We start from the raw sequence: 15782 nt of genomic DNA on the forward strand, positions 1-15782 counted from the left end.
CGCGTAGCGATTTGGTGCGCGCGGATCGGCTCGGATTACGTAGATCTGATCGACTTCGATCCGGCTTCCCGCCCGGAGGGCGGCTGACCGAGCGCGAGCCGCTGCCCGTACCCGCCAACGCCACAGCGCAAGGATCCGAAGGCTCCTCCCATGCCATCCCCCGGGGGCGGCCCGACAGTCCTTGTCGTTGCGTGACGGTCGTCGGGGTCAAGGGGGGCCCGAAGGGCCATCGGCTTGCCGACGCGACCAACGGGAGCGCCCTTGACGCCGGCGGCCGGCACGTAATGACACTGGGACTGACGGGCAGCCCCCGGGCACCTCCCTGATTCCGTCCAGGCGAAGCCCCGGAAACCCCGACCCCACCCCCGCTCCGCAGGCCGATCCGCTTCAGGCGAAGCCCGCTCGCCGCCTCATCCTCCTGGCGGCCCAGCCCCGTTCAGTCGAGAATGCGGCGCACTGGCTGTCCGGTGACCCTGGCGATCGTCTCGAAGTCGGCGTCCTGGTGGAGAACAGTCAAACGATGGTGCTGCGCCGTCACGGCGACGAGCAGGTCGACGGGACTGGCGCACTGGTGCGCCCCCACATCAGCGAGCTTTCGCTGAAGCGCGGCTGTGTCCTGCCACGCCGAATCACGCGCTGTCCAGTACGGGAACGTCTCCCGAAGCAGGTTGTCTGCCTCGTAGTAGGCAGGACGCCCGCCCGCAGCCCGCAGAAACTCCTGCCGCACCGGCTCACACAGCCCCACGAGTCCGGCCGCCACAAGCTGATCCCATTCAGATCCGGCCTGCCCCCGGTAGAAGCGCACCAGTGCGCTTGTGTCGATCAGGAAGCTCTCGCTCACGCAGCGGATGGCCCTTTCTGTACACCCGGCGATTCGTCCGCGTCGTATCCGATCGCGCCGAAGTCGATCTCACCGTTGGCAACCATCTCGCGCATGCGCTCCACGGCCGCAGCCCTGCGCCGGCGGTCGGCGATCTCTCGAAGGGCGGCGTTGACGGTGTCCTTCTTCGTGGTGGTCCCGAGATGGCGGGCTGCCTCAGCGAGTGCTTCGTCGTCCAGATCGATCACGGTTCTGGTCACGGCCGCCTCCAGCCTGCTCGTATATACGATTTCGAAATAGGATATCTCAACGCCGACTCCCCCGTCTGCACCCCTCCTGTACCCCGGCCACGCACCATGCACCGCGCACCGCCCGCCGCCCGCCGCCCGCCGTTTGCGATTCGTGATCCAGGGTCCCCTATGCGGTGCCACTCCTTCCGCATAATCTGACCGCGTTCAAAACACTGGGGTGGGGTGGGCCTGTGGGCCCACAGTGATGCACGTTATGGGAGGGAAACCCAAGTGAAGTTCAAGCGCGTGGCCCTGGTGGCCGCGGCTGCCGTGGCCGGTCCCACGGTCCTCATGTCTTCGCCGGCGATGGCGGTCGACCAGCCGGCCGTCGTGGTTCCGGACGCGGCTCCGCAGGACGATGCAGCAGGCAACGGCACCGCGCCCGCGGCGTCGGCAAAGCCCAGCGCCCCGGCCAAGCCGGAGGTCCCGACGGCGGAGACGCCCGCCGCGACGAAGCCCGCCGGCACGAAGCCCGCCGCGAAGTCCGCGCCCAAGGCGGACAAGCCCGAGAAGGAGCGGCTGGACGCCGAGGACGGCCCGGACCTGTCCGACCAGGGCATGATCATGGGCCCCGAGGTCTCGGTCCGGGGCGTCCCGAAGGAGGGGTTCAAGCCCGGAGGGGACTGGACCCGGCTGACCGTCGAGGTCGACAACGGCGGCCACATCGCCGTACCCAAGTTCACGCCGAGCCTGAACGTCGTGCAGTGGGACGGCACGTTCAAGGCCTCGCAGGTCAAGGTCGAGCGGCTCACCAAGGACGGCTGGACGCCGGTCAAGGCGGTCACCAGCGAGGAGATGGGCCCGGGCTTCCAGTACCCGCTGGGCACCACCGCGTCCGTCGCGGCGAACCAGGTCTACACCGTCGACGTGCGGATCAAGTTCACCGCTGACATCCCGGTGGAGCTGTTCCAGCTCTACACCGACGGCACCAGCCGCAACGGCGGCAAGACCAACCACTCCCCCGCCTCCTGGTACGAGACCCGGATCATCGGCGCCAAGGGGGACCCCGAGACCCCCACGGTCATCGAGGGTCCCGGCCTGACCGTCAACGGCGTCCCGAAGAACATCGTCGCGGGCGGCGGCTGGACGAATCTCTCGGTCCGTGTCGACAACTCCGGCAAGGACGCGCTCAAGCGCTTCGACGCCGGTCTCCTCATCGCGCGCCCGGACTGGGTGCAGATGAAGCCCTCGCAGATCAGCGTCGAGGTCTTCAGCACCGACAAGCAGGGCAAGAAGGCCTGGCACAAGGCCGAGGTCCACTCCGAGGAAGAGGGCTACTTCTTCGGAATCGACCTGGCCGGCGGCGCCATCCCAGCGGGCAAGGCTTTCGACATCCAGGTCCGGGTCAAGTTCGCCGCGAACACCAAGCCCGGTGACCTGACCTTCCGCGCCTTCGGTTTCGCGGAGGACGACCCGGACTCCAACACCTGGGTGCAGTCCGAGTCCAAGGGCGTGCTGGCAAAGCTCCTTCCGGCGGGCACGGACACCGACCCGAACCCGGACCCGAACCCGGACCCGCAGCCCAACCCGGACCCGGACACCGACACCGACACCGACACCGACACCGACACCGACACCGACACCGACGGCAACGACCCCGTCCCCAACGGCGGCGGCCCCGACACGAACGACGACAACGGCGGACAGCTCGCCGCCACCGGCGCCGACCCGGCCACCAGCTGGGCCCTCGGCGGTGCGGGCGTCGCCGTCGCGCTCGGCGTCGCCCTGGTCGCCGGCACCGGCCGCCACCGCCGCCGCACCACCGCCTGACGCACCGGCCCCGCCACCCGCCCGGGTGGCGGGGCCTCCCGTTCTCCCTACAAGCGGCAGCCAGGCAACTATCGTGGGACGCGTCCGATCCCAGGAGGACCTGGAACAGCTTCGCACCACACCACCTTCCCCGGGGACCTCGGCACGGCCCCCCAGCGGTCCGCGAGCGCCGCGACGATCACCAGCCCGCGCCCGGCACCGAGGCGGATCCGGGACAGACCCGGACCGCTGTCGTGGACCTCCGCGCGTACGCCGCCTTCGTACGCGAGCAGCCGGACCAGGTAGCCGCGGCCGGGCGGGACGCCGTACCGGAGCGCGTTCGTGGCCAGTTCGCTCACGCAGAGCAACATGTCGTCCCGGCGGTCGGCCGCGTCCCACACGTCGAGGGTCTCGGCGGTGAACTCCCTGGCCGAGCGGACGGTCTGACGGCAGCGCGGGAACAGCCGCTCCCTCATCAATGCGGGTTCAGTTCGCAGGATCACGACCGGATCGTTGCGTTCCGTCACTAGCGTCGGACAGTGACCCGACCCGTACCAATCGATTGGTACGGGTCGGTACGAGGTACAGCTGCGGCGCAGGTGGGGAGTGCTGGAACATGCCGCCGAGGAAACGCGTACCGAGGAACGGCACCGCCCTGAAGATGATCGGGGTACAGGTGGCCGTCCTCCGGAGTCGGAAGAACCTGACACAGCGCCAACTCGCCCAAGAGGTGAGGTTGGACGAAGAGACCGTCGCGTCGATCGAGCAGGGCAGGCGTGCCCTGATGCCGGACGTGGCCAGGCGGATGGACGTGGTACTCGACTCAGGCGGCGTTCTCGCGGCGGCAGTCGCCGAGATGCCTGCGGTGGACAGGATCCCAGCGTGGGCCGAGCAGTACATGGCCTGCGAGCGTGAGGCCATCGCAATCTCTTCCTACGAGAACCAAGTCATGCCCGGACTGCTCCAGACCGACACCTACGCCGAGGCGGTCTTCCGCAATCGCGTGCCCGCTTTGGATGAGGATGAGATCGTCGGCCGATCCGCAGTGCGCTCCCAGCGGAGGGAAATACTGCGCCGCAAGGCGCCTGTCACGCTCAGCTTCATCGTGTGGGAGCCAGTGCTGCACGTCAGGATCGGCGGTCCGCAGGTTCATCGGGCACAGATTGCACACCTGCGTGAATGCTCGGAACTGGTGGGAGTGACCCTCCAGGTCTATCCCTTGGAGCACACCCTGCATCCGGCCCTCGACGGACCCTTTGTGCTCATGGAGACCCCCGATTACCAGCGCCTCGGTTATACGGAGAGCCAGCGCGGCAGTCAGCTCATCTCCGACATGGATGAGGTAAGCATCCTGGAGCGCAAGTATGCGATGCTGCGGACTCAGGCCCTCAATCCCGAGGAAACAAAGGGCCTGTTGGACCGCCTGCTAGGAGAGCTATGAGCAGCACCGCACTGAAGTGGTTCAAGTCCAGCTATAGCGGCAGCGAGGGCGGTAACTGCATCGAAGTCGCCTTCGCCTGGCGGAAGTCCAGCTACAGCAGTGAGCAAGGTGGCGCCTGCGTCGAGGTCGCCACCTGCCCCACCACCATCCACGTCCGCGACTCCAAGGTCACCGGCGGCCCCGTCCTGGACCTCGCCCCCGCCGCCTGGGCCGCGCTCACCAGCTGGGCCGCCGACAGCTGACTCACCCGTTCGGCCCGATTTCGGCCTCCAGGCCCGGGTAGGGGAGGGCCCGTCCAATCCCCCTCCCCACCCCCTGGAGGCACCGTGGCCGTCATGTCCGGCCAGTACCGACCCGGCACGCCCTGCTGGATCGACCTGATGGTTCCCGACCAGCAGGCAGCCATCGACTTCTACTCCGACCTGTTCGGCTGGCAGGGCGAGGTCGGCCCGCCCGAGTTCGGCGGCTACGCCGTCTGCTCGCTCAAGGGGCAGCCCGTCGCCGGGATCATGAAGGCGATGAACCCGGACGGGAGCACGCCCGACCCGATGCCGCCCGCCGTGTGGACGACGTACCTGAGCACCCCGGACGCCGACGCCACGGTCAAGGCCGGCACGGCGGCCGGCGGGAAGACGGTCATGGGGGCGCAGGACGTCGGCGACCTCGGGCGGATGGCCGTGCTGGCCGACCCGACCGGGGCGGTGTTCGGGATCTGGCAGCCCAAGGAGTTCCAGGGTGCCGGGATCGTCAACGAGAACGGCGCGGTGACCTGGAACGAGCTGGCCACCAACGACACCGAGGCGGCGGCCCGCTACTACGGGTCGATCCTCCCGATCACACCCGCCCCGTCCTCGATCCCGGGTGCCGAGGGCTACACGGAGTTCAAGGTCAACGACCGCCACGTGGGCGGGATGATGGGCCTGGACCAGCACCCCGAGGGGACCCCGCCGCACTGGCTGACGTATTTCCTGGTGGACGACGCGGACTCCGTCCAGGCGGCGGCGGTGCGGGCCGGAGCGACCGTGCTCGCGCCGGCCTTCGACATGCCGGTCGGGCGGATGGCGGTGCTCGCGGACCCGCAGGGTGCCCCGTTCGCCGTGATCAAGACGAACGACGCCCCCGATCAGCCCGACCCGCTGTAGTGGTGCGAGCGTAGTGGTGTGACGCGGACCACAGGGAACGTTCTCCCTGTGGGCCTCCTCCTCGGGGTGTCGGTTCTTCACCAACACCCCGGGGAGCACTCGTGGTTGACATCAACAGACGGCGTTCGCGGCGGGCCGGGCGGGCGCTGGCCGGACTGTTCGCCGTGGACGGGCTCGTCCACCTGTACTGGGCGACCGGGCTGACCTGGCCCGCGCCCGACGAGCGGGCGCTGTCGCTCGCCGTGCTCGGCGGGGAGGTGTCCTTCGCCCCGCGCGTGGTGCTGCCGCTCGCCCTGCTCGGGCTGGTCACCGCCGTCACGCTGTACCTCCGGGGGCGGGGGCGCGGCGGGTGGTTCGGTGCCGTGGCCGCGTGGGTGGTGACGGCGGGGCTGCTGGGGCGCGGGGCGCTCGGGCTGCTGTGGGCGTTCGGGGTCGGGGACCCGTTCGCCGGGCCGGCCTTCCACTGGCTGAACCTGGTGCTGTACACCCCGCTGTGCCTGGGCTTCGGCTGGGTGGCCGCGGCCGGGCTGCTCGGGCCGGTGCCGCGGCGGTTGCTGGCGGTGCCGCTGGCGGTGGTGGCGCTGCTCGCGGGGACGGCGTACGGGTACGAGCCGCCGGAGGCGCGCGGCTACGCGGCGCCGGCGGACTCGCAGTGGCTGGAGACGCCGGTGGCGCGCTTCCACTACGTCCGGCGGGGTTCGGGCGGCTCGCCGGTGGTGCTGCTGTCGCCGGGGGCGTCGTGGACCTTCGCGTGGCGCGAGCAGGTCGCCGTACTGTCCCGGACGCACACGGTGTACGTGGTGGACCTGCCGGGGCAGGGGTTCACCGAGGTCAGGGACCGGTCGCTGACCTGGGACCTGGACGGGATGACGAAGGCCGTCGGGAGCTTCCTGGACGGTGCCGGGATCGAGCGGGCCGCGCTCGCCGGGAACTCCTGGAGCGGCGGCTGGGCGCTGGCCTACGCGCAGCGGCACCCGGAGCGGGTGTCCCGGCTGGCGCTGCTGGCGTCGTCCGGGCTGGACGAGCGGGATCCGGAGTTCTGGGAGGCGCTGAAGCTGCCGCTCGCCGGTGAGCTGCTGACGGGGCTGGGGGCGGGGCGTTCGGTCACCGAGTCCTCCGTACGGGGGCTGTTCGTGAACGGGGACCGGGTCACCGAGGAGGTGGTGGACGCGGCGTGGGCGCCGGGTACGCGGGAGGTGAACCGGCGGGCGGTGTACCGGCTGGAGCGCGGGCTGGACTGGCGGGAGACGGAGGCCGGGCTGCGGTCGACGCGGCTGCCCGTGCTGGTCCTGTGGGGGCGTCAGGACTCGGTGCTGCCGGCGTGGCACGCGGGCCGGTTCGGTGAACTCCTCCCGGACGCGCGGGTGAAGGTCCTGGACGGCTGCGGGCACGCGCTGACCCTGGACTGCCCGGACCGGGTGGGGGCGGAGATGGAAGAGTTCCTGAAGTGACCAGTGAGAGCGGCAATGGCAGTGACGGCGGGGGAACTGCCAGACGGGACCGGGGGGTGGCGCTGGCCCGGGCGGCGCGGGGCGGGGACACGCTCGCGCTGCACGAGCTGCTCGACCACCTCGCCCCGTACGTCGCCCGGATCTGTGGTCCCATCGCCCTCGCCGACGGTCCGGACGCCTCGCAGGAGACGCTGCTGGCGGTGTTCCGGTCGCTGCGGTCGCTGAAGGACCCGCAGGCGCTCTACGGGTGGGTGCGGGCCATCGCGGTACGGGAGGCGGTGCGGGTCGCCCGGCGGGCGGCGCGGGACCGGCCGGCCGAGCCGGCCGACGTACCGGGGCGCGGGGATCCGCAGCTGGCCGCGGACATCGCGGACGTGCTGGACCGGCTCTCGCCCGAACACCGGGCCGTACTCGTCCTGCGGGACGTGGAGGGCCTGGACGAGGAGGCCGCGGCGGCCGTCCTCCGCATTCCGACCGGCACCGCCAAGTCCCGGCTGCACCGGGCCAGGATGAGTTTCCGAAAGGCATGGTCCGCATGACCGACGATCCGATGATCCCGACGGCCGGCCTCGACCCCGTGCGCCGGCTGCACGTGATGGCGGCCGGGGTGCGCGGTGCGCGCGTCGCCGAACACGTGCTGCCCGCGCCCTTCGAGGAGGCCTGGGAGGCCATGTCCGGCCTGGACTTCCTCCCCGACCTGGAGCGCATCCGGATCCTCCGCGCCGACGGGGACCGGATCGAGGCACTGGCACGCAGCAAGTACGGCTTCCGCGCTCATCTGCGGGGCTACCGGCGGCCCGGCTGGTGCTGGCTGCAGAGCCGGTTCCTGATCGCGGGCGTGGCGGCCGCCCCGACCGCGGACGGCACCGCCACCCGGATCGCCCTGACCGGCGGCGTCCGCATCCCCACCCGCGCGGCGGTGGTGCCCTTCGGCACCCTCCGCGAACTGGACGAGGCGGCCCGCCGTCTGGCCGCCCGGGTGGGCGGCGGTTCCTAACGGGCCGGGCGGCTCAGGGAGTCGAACCAGCGGACCGCCTGCGGTGCCGAGCGCAGCGCCGTCACCGTGTGGTCGGCGTCCGCGCCCTGGTCGACGGTCTTCGCCCGGACCCCGTGGGGGGCCAGGTCTGCGGCGCAGGCCCGGGCGTTGCCGATGGGTACGTCGGTGTCGGCGGCGCCCGCGTAGAGCCGTACCGGGACGGCGGGCTTCCAGTCGCAGGCGTCGTCGTTGGCCTTCAGCGCCGTGAGCAGGGCGCCCCGGGGGTGGCGGACGTTCTCGGCCCAGGCGGGGGTGAGCAGCTCCTCCGGGGTCTGCGGGAGGCCCTGGAGGATCTCCTCGAAGGAGTGGTTGCCGTCGAAGAGGCCCTCGACCGTCTGTGCGTACGGGGCCCGGAACACCTCCGCGGGGTCCCGGTAGAGCGGGTGCAGCCGGTTCTGGGCGGTGAGGAAGTAGGAGAGGTAGAAGACGCCGGAGACCGGTGCGACCCGGCCGTCACTGATCGCGGGTATCTCGGTCCCGGTCAGGTCGTACGGGCCGGCCATCGGGGCGAGGGCGCGCAGCCGCAGGCCGTCACGGCCGCGGGAGAGCTCGCGGCCCACCGCCATGGCGACCTGGCCGCCCTGGGAGAAGCCGGTGGCGTACACGTCGCGGGTGACGGGCCGGCCCAGCCGGTGGGCGGCGGTCCGGGCCGCCTTCAGCATGTCGACGGAGGCGGTGACGGACGAGCCGGTGTCCATGTAGGGGTGCGGGCCGGGGCCGCCGCCGAGGCCCAGGTAGTCGGGGGCGGCGACCGCGCGCCCGGCGGAGGCGTGCAGGTAGGGGGTGAGCCTGTTGTATCCGGGGCCCCCGGAGGGGGCGTCGTCACGGGTGACGACGGTGCCGTGGGTGTCCGAGACGTACCCGGCGATCTACGCGGCGTCGTGGTCGGGCACGTTCCCCCGCTGCTCCCCCGTGCGGGGCAGCAGCAGGTGCGCGTGCGGGACGCGGGGTCCCGCACGCGCACCGCCCTCACCCCACTCCCCTTCCTCTCCCCGTCCAGGGGGCGCTACGGCTCAGCGGGTCAGCGGGTAGGAGTGCCTGCCCGTCGCCTCGTCGATTTCGCCGTGCGCCTTCGAGAGCAGCTGGGACGCGAGGTCCATCAGCGCCCGCGCCGCGGAGATCTCCTCACCGACCCGCAGCTGCTCCGGGTCGGAGGGGTGGCGCATGGCGTAGCCGCGCGCTCTGAGCTCGGCACCGTCCGGAAGCCGGACCAAGGCCGCCGCACTGGTGCGGTGGCCCTCCTCGGAGAACTCCAGTTCCACGTGCATCCCGGCGAGCGTGGCCATGATGCATCACCTCCAGGGTCACCCTTTCCTCCCAGGGTGCTCCCCGCGCCCCGGGAACGCGACCTCAGACGGCGCGGGCTCGGACGGCGCGGGCTCGGACGGCGCGGGCTCGGACGGCGCGGGCTCAGGGGAGGAGGGCGTTGAGCCAGTTGCCCACGGCGAGCAGCAGCAGCAACACGACCCCGGCCGCGGACCAGCGGAGGTCCCGGTGGCGCCGGGCCGCCTTCACGCACTCCCCGATGCCGTGGAACGCGGCCAGCGCCCCGAAGCCGCCGATCACCGCGGCCGCCACGGACACCCAGGTCCGGTCGGGCAGCACCCTGAGCATCAGGAGTCCGACCGCCAGCGGCACCACCGGCCACACGTACCCGCCCACCGGCTCCTTCTGTCCGGTCTCCTCGACGGCCGTTCCCTTCTCCACCCGTTTCCCCCTTCTCGTGGTCGCGTCCTGCCGGAAGACGCGGCGCGGGGCGTCCGGGTTGACGGCTCCCCCGGCGCCGCGGCCCGCGGCACGGGTGCTAGGTCGTGCCCGAGGCGAGCTGGCCGAGGTGGGCGAAGGAGTCCGCGAGCTGGCCGGAGAGCCGCTGCGCGACGGTGTCGGCGGTGCCCAGGGTCGGGGACGGCGCGACCCGGGCCAGGTCCGCGTCCGGTGCGGCCGCCAGGTACTCCTCGATCATCGCGTGTACGGCGTCCAGGTAGCCGGTCAGGAGCGCGGCCCCGACGGGGCCTGCGAAGGCCGCCGCCCCGGCCTCCGCCTCCGCCTCCGTGTGCCCGTACCCGGTGTCCGCGGGGTCGGCGGGCCGGCCGGACCGTCCGGCCCAGCCGCCGGCCAGCCACACCTGCTCGGTGCCCGCCACTTCGGAGAGGTTGCGGTCCTGGCCGCGGGCGATGTGCCAGATGAGCCAGCCCACCCGGTTGCCGCCCGCCGCGACCCGGGCGAGCCCGGTTTCCCCGGCCTCCGCCAACGTCCGCACGAGCTCCGCCCGTACCTGCCGGAACATCGTCAGCGCCAGGCCCTGCCAGCCGTTCTCCACCGCGTCGGTCGTCATGCGCACAGTCATGCACCCAGTCAACTGCCCCGCATTACCCGGCAGGTAATCGATTTCCCCGGCCCCGGCGGAGAACCTTGATCCATCGAGCGATCGAGCGATCAGCGGCCGGGCCGCCGAGCCGCCGGTCGAACCATCAAGAACGGGGATCCAGACATGAACGCGCACCGCCGCACCCGCACCGGACTGCTCGCCGTGGCCACCCTCCTGGCCGGCCTCACCATCGGTGCGCCGGCCGGCACCGCCACCGCGACCGCCGAGGGCGGCGAGTGTGCCGAGGTCGCCGGGAAGGTGGACCGGCTCGAAGGGCGGATCACCCCGAACGCCTGCGCCTTCATGAAGCGGCAGATCGCCTTCGGTGAGACCCCGAGCGTGCGGACCTACCTGGACGTCTTCGACGAGGACGCCAGCCTCTGGGAGGCGGGCAGCGCCCCCCAGCGCGGCCACGACGTGATCGGCACCTCGATCGCCCGCTCGCTCGCCCTGGCCCCGGACCTGCGCTACCGCGGCACCGATGTGGTCACAGAGGGTTCGGTGATGATGTTCGGCCAGCAGAACACGGTCACGCTCAGGGGCCGGAAGGTCAGCTACCCGCAGATCGCCCGTAACGTCCTCGGCGACGACGGCAAGACCATCCAGGCCCGCCGCTACTACGACCGCCACGAACTGTTCCGGGTCCTGCCCGAAGCGCAGCGGCCGCGCCCGCTCTTCGCGGGCATCGCCGACCCGGCCGCCCCCGCGGGAACCGCCGGCCGCGGCACGGCGGCCGGACACGCCCCCGACCGGTTCCGCGCCCAGGAGATCCCCTCCCGCCTCGCCGACTGGAACGCCGGGGACGCCGCCGCGCTGGCCGCCCGTACCGGAAACGCCGGGCTGGCCGGGCCCGGCCTGGACCGGCCGCTCACCACCCAGGAGGGCAAGACCGCCTACCTGCGGCGGCTGTTCGAGAACGCGGACGTCGAGTTCAAGGCCGGCCAGGTCGCCTTCGGCCGGACCGTCACCTACGTCGAGTGGCACGGCACGATGACCAGCAAGACGGGCAAGGGCGAGGACATCCCGTTCGGCATCGTCGAGCGCATCGGGCCGAAGGGCGAGTGGGAGCTGTACTTCGACACCATGCCGGTGATCCGTACGCAGGACGAGATCGGTGGGCTGTTCCGGGCACTCGCGACCCCGTAGCGGGCCCGCCCGGGGACCCTAGACGGCCGGCCGGCAGTTCCGCCCGGTGACGGGCGGGACGGTCGACGTGGCCCCGGCGGATCCGGCCGCCCCGGCGGATCCGGCGAATCCGGCGGCGGGCCCGTCCGGGTCCGGGCTCAGCGACCGCCAGATGCTGTCCGGGAGGTACCGGGCGGCCTCGTCGATGTCCATGCAGTACGTGCTGGACAGCCAGCGGCGCGCGGCCTCGGTGACCGGCCCCATCACCATGATCTCCACCAGCGGCACCGGCAGCGGCGCGATCTCGCCCTTCGCCATCCTGGTCCCCAGCCATTCCATCATCGGCGCCAGCTGGACCAGCTTCGCCGCCTGGATCTCCTCGGCGTGCCCGGCCAGATAGCCGGAGTAGGCGGAGGCGTGCAGGAACAGGGCGGCGTCCCGCTGTTCCTTGGTGAACCGGAAGTACGCGTGGACCAGGGCGCGGACGCCGGTCCGGGCGGTCCGGGCGCGCTGCACCGCGGCGGTCAGGTCCTCGAAGAGCCGTCCCATGCACCGGATGTAGAGGGCGGCGGCCAGACCGTCGAAGTTGCCGAAGTGGTGGTAGAGGCTGCCGAGGCTGACCCCGCTCTCCTTGGTGACCGCGCTGACCGTGAAACCCTGCTGGCCCTTGTCGGCGTACACGCGCAGGGCGGCGGTCAGGAGTTGGTCGATGGTGGCCTCGCCACGCTGCTGCTTCACCATGCCCCGAGCGTAGAGCAGAACGGTGAGCCAGGCTCTCTAGAAGTATCTTCTAGAAAATCGCTTCAACCCGGCGGCAGAATCCGTCACACTCGTGGCACCGGAACGCGCCGCCCCGGGGGCACAGGGGACCCCCGGGGCGGCGCGGGCCGGGCACGAACGCCTGCGTGGACGGCGGCTCAGCGCTCGTTGCGCAGCCAGCCGGCGACCTCGGTCGCCCAGTAGGTCAGGATCGTGTCGGCGCCCGCCCGCTTGATGCCGAGCAGGGTCTCCAGGATGGCGCGGTCGCGCTCCACCCAGCCCTTCTCCGCGGCCGCCTCGATCATCGCGTACTCGCCGCTGATCTGGTACGCGGACACCGGCACGTCCACGGCCTGCGACACCCGGTAGAGGATGTCCAGGTAGGGGCCGGCCGGCTTGACCATCACCATGTCGGCGCCCTCCTCCAGGTCCAGGGCCAGCTCCCGCATCGACTCGCGGGCGTTCGCCGGGTCCTGCTGGTACGACTTCCGGTCACCCTGCAGGGAGGAGGCGACGGCCTCCCGGAACGGCCCGTAGAACGCGGACGAGTACTTCGCCGTGTAGGCCAGGATCGACACGTCCTCGTGGCCGGTCTCGTCCAGCGCGTCCCGGATCACGCCGACCTGGCCGTCCATCATGCCGCTCGGGCCGACCACGTGGACGCCCGCGTCGGCCTGCACCTGGGCCATCTCCGCGTACCGCTCCAGCGTGGCGTCGTTGTCGACCCGCCCCTGGGCGTCCAGGACCCCGCAGTGCCCGTGGTCGGTGTACTCGTCGAGGCAGAGGTCCGACATGATCACGAGGTCGTCGCCCACCTCGGACTTCACGTCGCGGATGGCGACCTGGAGGATGCCGTCGGGCTCGGTGCCGGCGGTGCCCAGCGCGTCCTTGTTCTCGTCCGTCGGGACGCCGAAGAGCATGATGCCCGCGACGCCCGCCTCGACCGCCTCCACGGCGGCCTTCCGCAGCGTGTCCCGGGTGTGCTGGACCACGCCCGGCATCGCCGAGATCGCGACCGGCTCGCTGATGCCCTCGCGGACGAACGCCGGGAGGATCAGGTCCGACGGGTGCAGCCGGGTCTCGGCCACCATGCGCCGCATCGCCGGGGTGGTCCGCAGCCGGCGGGGCCGCGAACCGGGGAAGGATCCGTACGCGCTCATCTTCAGTCGCCTCTTCGAGCTCGGTCAGCAGTCGCCTCCAGCCTAGAGCCCGCCGGGGGCGCGTCCGCGCGGGGCCGCGCCCCCGTTCCGACCCGTACTCCTCGATGAGTACGGGTCGGTACGGGTGTCACCCGGTCGTGAGCGGGGAGGTTCGGTCCATGCCACCACGGAAACGGACGCGCCCCAACTCGACGGCTATGAAGATGGTCGGTGAACAAGTCGCCGCCGGTCGCGCTGCCAAAGGAATGACTCAGCGTGCCCTCGCCGAGGAACTGGGCCTGGACCCCGAAACGCTCGCTTCGATCGAGCAGGGCCGACGCGCCCTCATGCCCGATATCGCAGAGAACCTGGACCGTGTTCTCGGCTTACCGGGCGTCCTGGCGATCGCAGCGACACGAATGCCTCAGGTGGACATGGCACCGGCCTGGGCCGAGGAGTACGTCGAGTGCGAGGCCCAGGCCATCGTTCTGTGGGTCAAGTCCAGCTACAGCGGCAGTGAGGGCGGTCAGTGCCTGGAAGTGGCCGTCGCCTGGCGGAAGTCATCCCACAGCGGCGACGAAGGCGGCCAGTGCGTCGAGGTCGCCTCCTGCCCCTGCGCCGACACCGTCCACGTGCGGGACTCCAAGGTCCCGCACGGCCCGGTCCTCGCCCTCGCCCCCGCCGCCTGGGCCGGCCTCACCCGCTGGGTCCGCCGCTAGCTCAGCCGATCTGGGAGTACGCCTTCCACGCCTCGCCGTAGGTGTTCCAGCCCTTGCCGATGTTCTGGCGGGCGGCGAAGGCGGCGGTGCCGGAGCCGCCCGTGCCCCGGTAGACGTACATCGTCCCGGCGCTGTCGCGGCCGACGAGGTCGGCCCGGCCGTCACCGCTCTGGTCGCCCACCACGGCGATGGCGTTGTAGGTGTTCCAGCCGCCGCCGACCCACTGCCGTGCCCCGAACGGCTGGGCCGCGCTGCCCGTGCCGGGGTAGAGGTAGAGGTTGCCGCTGCCGTCCTTGGCGACCAGGTCGGGGCGGCCGTCGCCGGTGATGTCGCCGCCACCGGTCACGGCCGTGTAGCCCTGCCAGCCGGTGCCGACGGCGGTCGGGGCGTTGAAGCCCAGGCCGTCGCCGCGGCCCGCGCGCAGCCACAGCTTGCCGGTGGTGTCGCGGGTGAGGAGGTCGCCCTTGCCGTCGCCGGTGAGGTCGCCGGGGCCGGCGACCAGGTTCGTCGAGGCGAAGTCCCCGGTGACGTTCGTCTTCTTGGTGAGGTGCGTCAGGGTGCCGTTGCGGAAGGCGTACGCGGTGGCCAGGCCGGTGCCGTCCACGCCGGTCGCGACGACCAGGCGAGAGCCCTGCGGCAGCACGGGCGCGCCGTCTTCGGGGTGGTCGTAGGACGGGTCGAAGCCGTCGGTGCGGTTGTAGTGCGTCCAGATCCGGCCCTCGGCGTCCACGCCGGTGACGCCGGTCTTGCCGTACACGGGCGTGGTGGCCTGGCCGACCACGAGGGCGGCGGAGTACCAGTTCTCGTGCCACTCCTCGCGGGGGTAGAAGGCGCCGTTGCCCTTGGAGGCGTACTCGTAGGGGCGGGCGGTCCGGTCGGCGAAGGCCAGGATGTCGTCCTCGGGGCCGTAGTCCTTGTCGCCCTCCGCGACGAGCTTGGTGTAGATGTTCCAGCCGCTGCCCACGAGCTTGCGGGCCGCGAAGGGGGCGGCGGCGGATCCGCTCCCCTTGTAGTAGTAGAGCTTGCCGGTCCGGTCGCGGGCCAGCAGGTCTCCCTTGCCGTCCCGGTCCAGGTCGCCGGCGCCGAGCAGCTGGTCGTAGATCTGCCAGCCGGGGCCGATCTTCACCCGGGAGGCGAAGGGCTCGCCGGTGGCGCTGCCGGTGGCCCGGTAGAGGTAGAGGTCGCCGGCGAAGGTGCGGGCGAGTACGTCGGGGCGGCCGTCCCCGGTCAGGTCGCCGGTGGCGGTGACCCGGTTGTAGATCTGCCAGCCGCTGCCCGTCCAGGTCGGGGCCTGCGTCCCGGTGGTGGTCGCGGTGTGCAGGGACAGCCTGCCGTCGTGGGTGAGCTGGAGCAGCTCGGGCCGCCAGTCGCCGCGCACGTTGCCCAGCGTGATGACGTCCATGGGGCGCGTCTGCGGCTCGCCGTGGAACCGGTAGTCCTGCCAGGCGAGCGTCTTGTTCGACCACCAGAAGCCGTGGCCGGAGGGGGTCCGGTAGACGTACTCGGTCCACCCGTCGCCGTCGATGTCGAGTCGGGTCTTTCCGGTCCCCGCGGCCACGGCCGGGGTGGTGGCGACCGTGGTGAGACCGGTGGCGGAGAGGGCGAGGGCGGCGGCGCAGACCGCGAGCCGGCGCAGGGGCCGGCGGCGCGCGGACGAGAACATGTGGTCCTTGACTGGGGCTGGTGGGACGGCGATCAGTCGGACACTACTGACGGGGCGACCGAGACAGAAGTGGTTCGCCG

18 protein-coding genes and 2 pseudogenes are annotated in these 15782 nt (G+C 71.8%); 10 read left to right on the plus strand and 10 right to left on the minus strand.

The window, feature by feature from the left end:
• Positions 1–436 precede the first annotated feature (436 nt).
• Both AC067U_RS23010 and AC067U_RS23015 read right to left on the minus strand, forming a co-directional pair.
• Positions 437–841 carry a PIN domain-containing protein gene (locus tag AC067U_RS23010; RefSeq protein WP_478831597.1) on the minus strand — a complete coding sequence of 135 codons (405 nt, stop codon included), beginning with the start codon at positions 839–841 and terminating at the stop codon, positions 437–439.
• Positions 838–1080, minus strand: coding sequence for a type II toxin-antitoxin system VapB family antitoxin (locus AC067U_RS23015; protein WP_478831598.1), 243 nt, complete (start codon positions 1078–1080; stop codon positions 838–840). Before AC067U_RS23015 ends, AC067U_RS23010 begins: the two co-directional genes overlap by 4 nt.
• Before the next feature lie 261 nt (positions 1081–1341).
• On the opposite strand from AC067U_RS23015, the gene AC067U_RS23020 reads away from it, so the two are divergent.
• Complete coding sequence (locus AC067U_RS23020; RefSeq protein ID WP_478831599.1) at positions 1342–2880, plus strand: hypothetical protein; 1539 nt, start codon at positions 1342–1344, stop codon at positions 2878–2880.
• A 68-nt stretch (positions 2881–2948) separates the two neighbouring features.
• Here AC067U_RS23020 and AC067U_RS23025 read toward each other — a convergent pair whose 3' ends face one another.
• A complete protein-coding gene (locus AC067U_RS23025; protein WP_478831600.1) occupies positions 2949–3362 on the minus strand; it encodes an ATP-binding protein in 414 nt (137 codons plus the stop codon).
• Positions 3363–3520: 158 nt separating this feature from the next.
• On the opposite strand from AC067U_RS23025, the gene AC067U_RS23030 reads away from it, so the two are divergent.
• The 6 genes from AC067U_RS23030 (at position 3521) to AC067U_RS23055 (ending at position 7890) form a co-directional block, all read left to right on the plus strand.
• On the plus strand, positions 3521–4300 hold the full coding sequence (locus AC067U_RS23030) for a helix-turn-helix domain-containing protein (protein ID WP_478831601.1): 780 nt from the start codon (positions 3521–3523) through the stop codon (positions 4298–4300).
• Entirely contained in the window at positions 4297–4542 is a 246-nt protein-coding gene (locus tag AC067U_RS23035; RefSeq protein ID WP_478831602.1) for a DUF397 domain-containing protein, read from the plus strand. Before AC067U_RS23030 ends, AC067U_RS23035 begins: the two co-directional genes overlap by 4 nt.
• Positions 4543–4635: 93 nt before the next feature.
• Positions 4636–5442, plus strand: a complete 807-nt coding sequence (locus AC067U_RS23040; RefSeq protein WP_478831603.1) for a VOC family protein — start codon at positions 4636–4638, stop codon at positions 5440–5442.
• Between the two features lie 101 nt (positions 5443–5543).
• Positions 5544–6893: an alpha/beta fold hydrolase gene (locus AC067U_RS23045; RefSeq protein WP_478831604.1), complete on the plus strand. Its 1350-nt coding sequence runs from the start codon at positions 5544–5546 to the stop codon at positions 6891–6893.
• Positions 6890–7432, plus strand: coding sequence for an RNA polymerase sigma factor (locus tag AC067U_RS23050; protein ID WP_478831605.1), 543 nt, complete (start codon positions 6890–6892; stop codon positions 7430–7432). Before AC067U_RS23045 ends, AC067U_RS23050 begins: the two co-directional genes overlap by 4 nt.
• Entirely contained in the window at positions 7429–7890 is a 462-nt protein-coding gene (locus AC067U_RS23055; protein WP_478831606.1) for a hypothetical protein, read from the plus strand. Before AC067U_RS23050 ends, AC067U_RS23055 begins: the two co-directional genes overlap by 4 nt.
• On the opposite strand, the pseudogene AC067U_RS23060 reads toward AC067U_RS23055, so the two are convergent.
• The 4 genes and pseudogenes from AC067U_RS23060 to AC067U_RS23075 all read right to left on the minus strand — a co-directional run.
• Positions 7887–8786 (minus strand): annotated as a pseudogene (locus AC067U_RS23060) (lipase family protein); the annotation flags it as partial. The gene AC067U_RS23055 and the pseudogene AC067U_RS23060 overlap by 4 nt on opposite strands.
• A gap of 156 nt (positions 8787–8942) precedes the next feature.
• Positions 8943–9215, minus strand: coding sequence for a DUF1876 domain-containing protein (locus AC067U_RS23065; RefSeq protein ID WP_478831607.1), 273 nt, complete (start codon positions 9213–9215; stop codon positions 8943–8945).
• Between the two features lie 124 nt (positions 9216–9339).
• Positions 9340–9636 carry a hypothetical protein gene (locus tag AC067U_RS23070; protein WP_478831608.1) on the minus strand — a complete coding sequence of 99 codons (297 nt, stop codon included), beginning with the start codon at positions 9634–9636 and terminating at the stop codon, positions 9340–9342.
• 97 nt (positions 9637–9733) lie between these two features.
• Complete coding sequence (locus tag AC067U_RS23075; protein WP_478831609.1) at positions 9734–10276, minus strand: DinB family protein; 543 nt, start codon at positions 10274–10276, stop codon at positions 9734–9736.
• A 144-nt stretch (positions 10277–10420) separates the two neighbouring features.
• Between AC067U_RS23075 and AC067U_RS23080 the strand changes: the two genes are divergently transcribed.
• On the plus strand, positions 10421–11443 hold the full coding sequence (locus AC067U_RS23080) for a hypothetical protein (RefSeq protein WP_478831610.1): 1023 nt from the start codon (positions 10421–10423) through the stop codon (positions 11441–11443).
• Between the two features lie 18 nt (positions 11444–11461).
• On the opposite strand, the gene AC067U_RS23085 is transcribed toward AC067U_RS23080, so the two are convergent.
• Entirely contained in the window at positions 11462–12163 is a 702-nt protein-coding gene (locus tag AC067U_RS23085; RefSeq protein WP_478831611.1) for a TetR/AcrR family transcriptional regulator, read from the minus strand.
• Between the two features lie 176 nt (positions 12164–12339).
• Positions 12340–13341: a porphobilinogen synthase gene (gene hemB / locus AC067U_RS23090; protein ID WP_478831612.1), complete on the minus strand. Its 1002-nt coding sequence runs from the start codon at positions 13339–13341 to the stop codon at positions 12340–12342.
• Between the two features lie 203 nt (positions 13342–13544).
• On the opposite strand from hemB, the pseudogene AC067U_RS23095 reads away from it, so the two are divergent.
• Both AC067U_RS23095 and AC067U_RS23100 read left to right on the plus strand, forming a co-directional pair.
• Positions 13545–13709 (plus strand): annotated as a pseudogene (locus tag AC067U_RS23095) (helix-turn-helix domain-containing protein); the annotation flags it as partial.
• Between the two features lie 45 nt (positions 13710–13754).
• Positions 13755–14039, plus strand: a complete 285-nt coding sequence (locus AC067U_RS23100) for a DUF397 domain-containing protein (RefSeq protein WP_478831656.1) — start codon at positions 13755–13757, stop codon at positions 14037–14039.
• A 1-nt stretch (position 14040) separates the two neighbouring features.
• On the opposite strand, the gene AC067U_RS23105 is transcribed toward AC067U_RS23100, so the two are convergent.
• The gene (locus AC067U_RS23105) at positions 14041–15702 is read right to left on the minus strand and encodes an FG-GAP repeat domain-containing protein (RefSeq protein ID WP_478831613.1); all 1662 of its coding nucleotides are present in this window, start codon (positions 15700–15702) and stop codon (positions 14041–14043) included.
• Between the last annotated feature and the right edge of the window lie 80 nt (positions 15703–15782).

It is taken from the genome of Streptomyces sp. NPDC043853 (assembly GCF_056436025.1).

Excerpts from the sequence above, each read along its gene's own strand:
- AC067U_RS23030 (WP_478831601.1), top strand. The coding sequence starts at position 3,521 with ATGATCGGGGTACAGGTGGCCGTCCTCCGGAGTCGGAAGAACCTGACA.
- AC067U_RS23035 (WP_478831602.1), top strand. The coding sequence starts at position 4,297 with ATGAGCAGCACCGCACTGAAGTGGTTCAAGTCCAGCTATAGCGGCAGC.
- AC067U_RS23040 (WP_478831603.1), top strand. The coding sequence starts at position 4,636 with ATGTCCGGCCAGTACCGACCCGGCACGCCCTGCTGGATCGACCTGATG.
- AC067U_RS23055 (WP_478831606.1), top strand. The coding sequence starts at position 7,429 with ATGACCGACGATCCGATGATCCCGACGGCCGGCCTCGACCCCGTGCGC.
- AC067U_RS23065 (WP_478831607.1), bottom strand. The coding sequence starts at position 9,215 with ATGGCCACGCTCGCCGGGATGCACGTGGAACTGGAGTTCTCCGAGGAG.
- AC067U_RS23075 (WP_478831609.1), bottom strand. The coding sequence starts at position 10,276 with ATGACTGTGCGCATGACGACCGACGCGGTGGAGAACGGCTGGCAGGGC.
- AC067U_RS23080 (WP_478831610.1), top strand. The coding sequence starts at position 10,421 with ATGAACGCGCACCGCCGCACCCGCACCGGACTGCTCGCCGTGGCCACC.
- AC067U_RS23085 (WP_478831611.1), bottom strand. The coding sequence starts at position 12,163 with ATGGTGAAGCAGCAGCGTGGCGAGGCCACCATCGACCAACTCCTGACC.
- hemB (WP_478831612.1), bottom strand. The coding sequence starts at position 13,341 with ATGAGCGCGTACGGATCCTTCCCCGGTTCGCGGCCCCGCCGGCTGCGG.
- AC067U_RS23100 (WP_478831656.1), top strand. The coding sequence starts at position 13,755 with ATGGCACCGGCCTGGGCCGAGGAGTACGTCGAGTGCGAGGCCCAGGCC.
- AC067U_RS23105 (WP_478831613.1), bottom strand. The coding sequence starts at position 15,702 with ATGTTCTCGTCCGCGCGCCGCCGGCCCCTGCGCCGGCTCGCGGTCTGC.